This is a genomic window from Sellimonas sp., assembly GCF_047234585.1.
GTDB classification, from domain to species: Bacteria; Bacillota; Clostridia; order Lachnospirales; family Lachnospiraceae; genus Sellimonas; species Sellimonas caecigallum.
This window is the reverse complement of sequence record NZ_JBKSWG010000050.1, coordinates 1-6682: the sequence shown is the minus strand read 5'-3', so window position 1 is coordinate 6682 and position 6682 is coordinate 1. Positions and strand designations below refer to the sequence as shown.

Annotated in this window: 7 protein-coding genes; all 7 read left to right on the top strand. The window is 46.1% G+C overall.

The window, feature by feature from the left end:
* Nucleotides 1-109 precede the first annotated feature (109 nt).
* The 7 genes from ACLROL_RS12035 (at nt 110) to speB (ending at nt 6609) form a co-directional block, all read left to right on the top strand.
* Nucleotides 110-1084, top strand: a complete 975-nt coding sequence (locus tag ACLROL_RS12035) for an XRE family transcriptional regulator (RefSeq protein ID WP_413067932.1) — start codon at nt 110-112, stop codon at nt 1082-1084.
* On the top strand, nt 1077-1283 hold the full coding sequence (locus ACLROL_RS12030; protein WP_288724083.1) for a PLDc N-terminal domain-containing protein: 207 nt from the start codon (nt 1077-1079) through the stop codon (nt 1281-1283). The genes ACLROL_RS12035 and ACLROL_RS12030 overlap by 8 nt, the downstream gene beginning before the upstream one ends.
* Nucleotides 1283-2188 (top strand): ATP-binding cassette domain-containing protein, encoded by a 906-nt coding sequence (locus ACLROL_RS12025; RefSeq protein WP_413067931.1) that lies wholly within the window; start codon nt 1283-1285, stop codon nt 2186-2188. Before ACLROL_RS12030 ends, ACLROL_RS12025 begins: the two co-directional genes overlap by 1 nt.
* On the top strand, nt 2185-2955 hold the full coding sequence (locus tag ACLROL_RS12020) for an ABC transporter permease (RefSeq protein WP_413067930.1): 771 nt from the start codon (nt 2185-2187) through the stop codon (nt 2953-2955). Before ACLROL_RS12025 ends, ACLROL_RS12020 begins: the two co-directional genes overlap by 4 nt.
* Nucleotides 2956-3448: 493 nt before the next feature.
* Nucleotides 3449-4903, top strand: coding sequence for an aminotransferase class I/II-fold pyridoxal phosphate-dependent enzyme (locus ACLROL_RS12015; protein ID WP_413067929.1), 1455 nt, complete (start codon nt 3449-3451; stop codon nt 4901-4903).
* A 4-nt stretch (nt 4904-4907) separates the two neighbouring features.
* Entirely contained in the window at nt 4908-5759 is an 852-nt protein-coding gene (gene speE / locus ACLROL_RS12010) for a polyamine aminopropyltransferase (RefSeq protein WP_087200608.1), read from the top strand.
* Nucleotides 5749-6609 carry an agmatinase gene (gene speB, locus ACLROL_RS12005; RefSeq protein ID WP_413067928.1) on the top strand — a complete coding sequence of 287 codons (861 nt, stop codon included), beginning with the start codon at nt 5749-5751 and terminating at the stop codon, nt 6607-6609. The genes speE and speB overlap by 11 nt, the downstream gene beginning before the upstream one ends.
* Nucleotides 6610-6682 lie beyond the last annotated feature (73 nt).

Genomic DNA, 6682 nt, shown 5'->3' with positions numbered 1-6682 from the left:
CGGGAACAGGAGGTAGAAATCTTCTACCGCTTTATCGGCAAAATTGATTGAATGATACCAATATCTTTAACTATGTGATACCGGGCAAAGCTTTCCGGATATCCTGATTTTGCCGAAACTGGCGACATTTTTCGATGTCAGTATTGATGGACTGATCGGTTATGAAGCGCTGATGGGAAAAGAGGAGATCAGACAGACCTATCAGGAGTTGGCAGAAGATTTTGCGAAAAAACCATTTGAAGCTGTTATGGAAAAGAGTGAAAAACTGGCCAGACAGTATTACGCCTGCTATCCTTTCCTGCTTCAGGTTTGTATCCTTTGGCTCAATCATTTTATGCTGACAGAGGATGGCGAAAGACAAAAGGAAATACTGAAAAAAACAGTCGGTCTTTGCATTCATATCGAGAAGAACTGTAAAGATATTGGAATATGCAAAGATGCACTTTTTATCCGTTCGATTATCAATCTCCAGATGGGAAAGCCGATGGAAGTCATCGGAGATCTGGAAGATGTGCTGGATCCTTTGCATTTTCAATCTTCCGGCATCCTGATACAGGCATACGAAAATGCCGGGAGGAAGGAAGAGGCGGAAAACTTTGTGCAGATCAGCATGTATATGAGCCTTCTGGAATTGATTGCATGCGGAGAAAAGTATATGGAGTTATGCGTGGGAGAAGAGGCTCTCGGGAGGGAAGCTGCAAAGAGGATGGATGGACTTCTCAGACTATTTGAACTTGAAGAACTCCACCCAAACTGTGCGGCAGGCTACTATTATCAAAGCGCGTTATATTTCAGCAGACTTTCCGAACATGACGAAGCTATGGCAAGGCTTGAGAAATTTGTTGACCTTGCAGTTCGAATGTCCCAAAAAGGTGCAGAGCTTAAAGGAGATGCTTTTTTTAACCGGATGTATGTGTGGATCGAACGGCTGGATCTTGGCGCACAGAGTGTGCGGCACAAAAATCTGATCTCGGAGAATGTCCGTGCCAGTCTGAATCATCCGGCCTTTGAAAGCCTGAAACTCCGTCCGGATTTTCAAAAGCTTCAAAAAAAAATAGATAAGGAGGCAGAATCATATGAATAGCATGATAAGGGAAATCATTCCGTTTCTGATACCGATTTTTGTTGTTGAGATGATCCTTGTCGGAGTCACGCTGAGACATATCTTGACACACCGGAATTATAAGAGAGGAAACAGGGCGATCTGGGTTGCCGTGACGATCATTGGCATGCAGTTCTGGGGTCCTATCCTTTATTTTCTTTTTGGTAAGGAGGATGAATAATGAATGCGGTTCTGGAACTTTCACATGTCTCTAAACGGTTTGGGAACAGAGTAGTTATTGATGATCTTAGTTTTTCCGTGCCGCACCACACGGTTTATGGATTTATCGGAGAAAATGGATCAGGAAAGACGACGACGATGAAAATGATTCTCGGACTGTGTAAGGCGGATCGAGGAGAAATCCGTGTTTGCGGAAAAAAGGTCAAATATGGGGAAAATAAGACAAATGGCTATATCGGGTACCTTCCGGATGTACCGGAATTCTACTCTTTTATGACGCCGATGGAATATCTGATGTTTTGCGGGGATATAACAGGAATTCCAGCGTACGAAAACCGAAAACGGGCGATGGAAATGCTGGAACTTACGGGGCTTTCCGGGGAAAATAGGAAGATCGCTGGTTTCTCAAGGGGAATGAAGCAGAGGATTGGGATCGCACAGGCTCTTATGAACGAGCCAAAACTTCTGATCTGCGATGAACCGACATCGGCCCTTGATCCAACCGGACGAAAAGAAATTCTGGACATTCTTCAGTCTGTGAAGGAAAAGACCACGGTTCTGTTTTCGACACATATCTTGTCCGATGTAGAACGAATTTGTGATCAGGTAGGGGTTTTGCATCAAGGATCACTGAAGCTTTGCGGAAGTATGGATGAGATTCGCAATCTGCACCCTGGGGAAGGAGTGGAAGTAGATTTTGTCCGGGAAGAAGAAGCGGAACGTTTTCTGATAGATTATCCTGGCGGAAAGCGTACCGGAAAAAGACAGATTGTTTATGAAAAGGGGACAGAAAAAGAGATGGAGCGAATTCTCACAGCGCTTTCCAGCGCCCATATCTGCCCCAAGCGGGTGGAAATGAGGGAGCTGACTTTGGAGAGACTTTTTATGGAGGTAGTAGGAAGATGAGACAGTACAAGGCATTTGTCAAAAAAGAATTTCTGGAACTGTACCGTTCCGGGAAAGGGTGGATCATGCTTGCAGTCTTTTTCCTTTTTGGTATTATGGCTCCGGCTTTTGCCAAACTGACCCCGTTTATCATGGAGGCCTTTTCCGACAGCCTTTCCGAGGCAGGGATATCAATGAAAACAATGGAGATCACTGCCATCAGTTCCTGGCAGCAGTTTTACAAAAATGCACCATTGGCGTTGATCCTCTTTGGACTTGTGTTCAGTTCTGTAATGACAAACGAATATCAGAAAGGAACGTTTGTCAACATCCTGACAAAAGGAATGAAAAGGTGGAAAGTCATAGGAGCAAAAGGAAGCGTACTGCTGACAGTATGGACAGTCTGCTACTGGATGTCTTATGGGACAGCGTTTGCTTATACAGTATATTTCTGGGATAACACAGAGATACGGTACCCTTGGCATGCAGCGGGCTATGTCTATCTTTTCGGTATTCTTCTGATCACAGCCATTTTATTTTTCTCTTCCGTCTTTAACAGTCAGGCTGCGGTATTGGGAGCAGTGGGAGGGAGTGTGATCCTGTCCTATTTTCTGGAAATGATCCCGGCTCTGTCAGACATCATCCCTCTGCGTCTTCTCGCCCCCATATCGATACTTACAGGCGGGACAGAACCAGGGGATTTTGTCGGAGCTGCTGTGACGGCAGCAGTGTTGATCTTGTTGTTTTGTCTCGGAGCGGTGTTCTGTTTTAATAAAAAGCAGATTTGAAAAAATCGACAAAGATTGTAAATTTCTCTTGTATAAGAAAGACATATGTGCTAAACTAGGCACGTATGGAAGGCAGATCTGTAGGCAGAAGTTCTCCATGCAAATATTTTTAAGCGGCAGATAGCCGCATTATTGATTGAGTTAGAAGCTCAAATTTTATAAGTTGGTTACTTTATAACCGAATATGCATACAGGCATGTTACAACTTGTGAAACGGTCAATAAGAGTAATAAAAGTAAAAATATTTGCTATATAGACTCTAAACCCATGATTTGTCTTGAATATATTTGAATTTAAGATTTAAGACAGAATTCGTATCCGTACAGAACAGACGGAAATAGAATGACACAAGCAGACGGCATGCAAAGATGCCGGTGCCTGTGTCTTTTTTTATTTTGTCGGAGAGCCCTTGTGACTTCCCGGGAGAATAAGACGGCCCTTCAGAAGCTGACGCTGCGCAGAAGGAAGACAAACGAAGAAAGGAAGAGGAAAGATGGATATTTCAGCACAAAAGCATGCGCCGATTTATGAGGCGCTGGAACGGTTCCGAAAGATGCGGATCGTTCCGTTTGATGTCCCGGGACACAAACATGGCCGGGGAAATCCCGAACTAGTGGAGCTTCTGGGAAGCAAATGTGTGGGGATCGATGTAAATTCCATGAAACCCCTGGATAACCTCTGTCATCCGGTTTCTGTTATCAAACAGGCGGAAGAGCTGGCAGCGGAAGCGTTCGGGGCGGCACATGCATTTCTGATGGTAGGAGGGACAACATCCGCCGTCCAGAGTATGGTTCTTTCCTGCTGCAAGAAGGGGGATAAGATCATCATGCCCCGAAATGTACATCGAAGTGTGATAAACGCTCTCGTACTTTGCGGTGCAAAGCCGGTCTATGTCAATCCGGATGTGGATCAGCACCTTGGGATCTCCCTTGGCATGAAATTAAGCCAGGTAGAAGAAGCCATCCGGGAGAATCCGGACGCGGTGGCGGTACTCGTGAATAATCCGACATATTACGGGATCTGTTCAGACCTCAGGAGCATTGTAAAGATCGCCCATGAATACGGAATGAAAGTGTTGGCGGATGAGGCGCACGGAACACATTTCTATTTCGGGGAAGGACTTCCGGTGTCTGCCATGGCGGCAGGGGCAGATATGGCGTCTGTGAGCATGCACAAGTCCGGAGGAAGTTTAACGCAAAGCTCTCTCCTTTTGACTGGACCAAATGTGAATGCGGGATATGTAAGACAGATCATCAACTTAACTCAGACGACAAGCGGATCTTACCTGCTTTTGTCAAGTCTTGATATTTCCAGAAGGAATCTGGCACTTCGTGGAAAGGAAGCGTTTGCCAAAGTGGCTGAGCTTGCCCATTATGCAAGAGAAGAGATCAACCAGATCAGCGGTTATTACGCTTTTGCCGGGGAGAAGATCAACGGAAACAGTATCTTTGATTTTGATACGACAAAACTTTCCGTGCATACTCTGGATATCGGCCTTGCCGGAATTGAAGTGTATGATATCCTGCGTGATGAATACGACATACAGATCGAGTTCGGCGATCTGGGAAATATTCTTGCATACCTTTCCATCGGCGACCGAAAGCAGGAGGTAGAGCGTCTGGTAAGTGCACTTGCGGACATAAAGCGGCGCTATCAGAAAGACAAGACCGGCATGCTCACGCAGGAATACATCGCGCCGGACGTTGTCATGACACCGCAGGAATCTTTCTATGCGGAGAAAGAATCCCTTCCAATCCGGGAGACAAAGGGACGGATCTGCAGTGAGTTCGTCATGTGCTACCCTCCTGGAATTCCGATTCTGGCACCTGGGGAAGCCATCACGGACAAAATCATAGATTACATATTGTATGCAAAAGAAAAAGGCTGTTCTATGACAGGACCTGAGGACGAGAAGATCGAACGACTCAATGTATTAAAGGAGAGATAAGACGATGGAAATGTGGTTTTCTGATGAGCATACTGACAATGTAAAGCTCTCATTGCGCATCAAACGGCAGCTTTTCAGTGCAGAAAGCGAGTTCCAGCGCATCGATGTTCTGGAATCGGAAGATTTCGGCAAAGTGCTTGTTGTTGACGGGGATTTGATGCTGACGGAAAAGGATGAATTTATCTATCATGAGATGATTACCCATGTGCCGATGGCTGTCCATCCGGACGTAAAAAATGTTCTTGTCATCGGCGGAGGAGACGGAGGCGTTGTCCGGGAACTGATTAAGTATGACTCTCTGGAAAAGATCGACGTGGTAGAAGTGGATCCACTGCTTGTGGAAGTGTGCAGAAAATATATACCGGAGATTGCCTGCAGTCTCAATGACAGCAGGGTAGAAATCTACAATGAGGACGGACTTCGATTTATCCGATCCAGAACATCGGAGTACGATCTGATCATCATCGATTCTCCGAACCCGTTCGGGCCAGGGGAAGGGCTTTTCACGAAAGAATTTTATGGGAACTGCTACAATGCCCTGCGTGATGACGGGATCATGATCAACCAAAATGAGAGCCCATTCTATGAAGAAGAGGCGTTTCAGTGTCAGAGGATGCACAAACGGATTGTGGAGACATTCCCAATCTGTAAAGTGTATCAGGCGCACATTCCGGCATATCCATCCGGACACTGGCTGTTTGGATTTGCATCCAAAAAGTACCATCCGCTGAACGATCTCAACGGAGTGGGATGGAAACTCAGAGGAATCAGCACAAGATACTACGAACCAAGACTTCATTACGGCGTGTTTGCGCTGCCGGTTTATGTGGAGGAGTTGTTAAGAGATGTTGAATAAAAACGTAATGACATTTATCGGATGTGACGCAGAATACGAAGATGCCCGGATCGTTCTTTTCGGGGCACCGTTTGATTCTACCACATCTTATCGGCCGGGCACCCGGTTTGCAAGCCAGGCTATCCGGAATGAATCCTATGGACTGGAGACATACAGTCCTTATCAGGACAAGGATATGACGGATTATAATTATTACTTTGACAGCGGGGATATCGAACTCCCTATAGGAGATTCTGAAAAGGTGCTTTCAGCCATCGAAGAGCGAACAAAGATCATACTGGATGACGGAAAGATTCCGTTTATGATAGGGGGAGAGCATCTCGTGACTCTCGGGAGCATACGGGCGATAGCGGAAAAATATTCGGATCTCCATATCATTCATTTTGACGCGCACACGGATCTGCGGGATGAATATCTCGGAGTAGAGCTTTCCCATGCCAGCGTGATACGCAGATGCTGGGATATTCTGGGAGATGGAAGGATCTTCCAGTTTGGAATCCGCTCTGGCGAACGCTGGGAGTTTGAGTGGGCAAAAGAGGGGCATACTTCCCTTCAGAAATTTGACTTTACCGGACTTGCGGAAGCAGTCAGACAGATCAAAGGAAAGCCAGTCTACCTGACAGTGGATCTGGATGTGCTGGATCCTTCTGTTTTTCCGGGAACCGGGACGCCGGAGGCCGGAGGAGTGACATTTATGGAACTTTTAAATGCCATTCACACTGTCTGCAAAGACGCAGACATAAAAGGATGTGACGTCAACGAGCTGTGTCCGCCTATGGATACAAGCGGGGCGTCCACTGCCACGGCATGTAAAGTGGTAAGAGAACTGCTTCTGGAACTGTCCAGATAGACAGAAAAAATAAAAAATATGATCTCTCGGAATCCTGAGTGATCACAACCAGCAGACGCTGGCGTTGAACTTT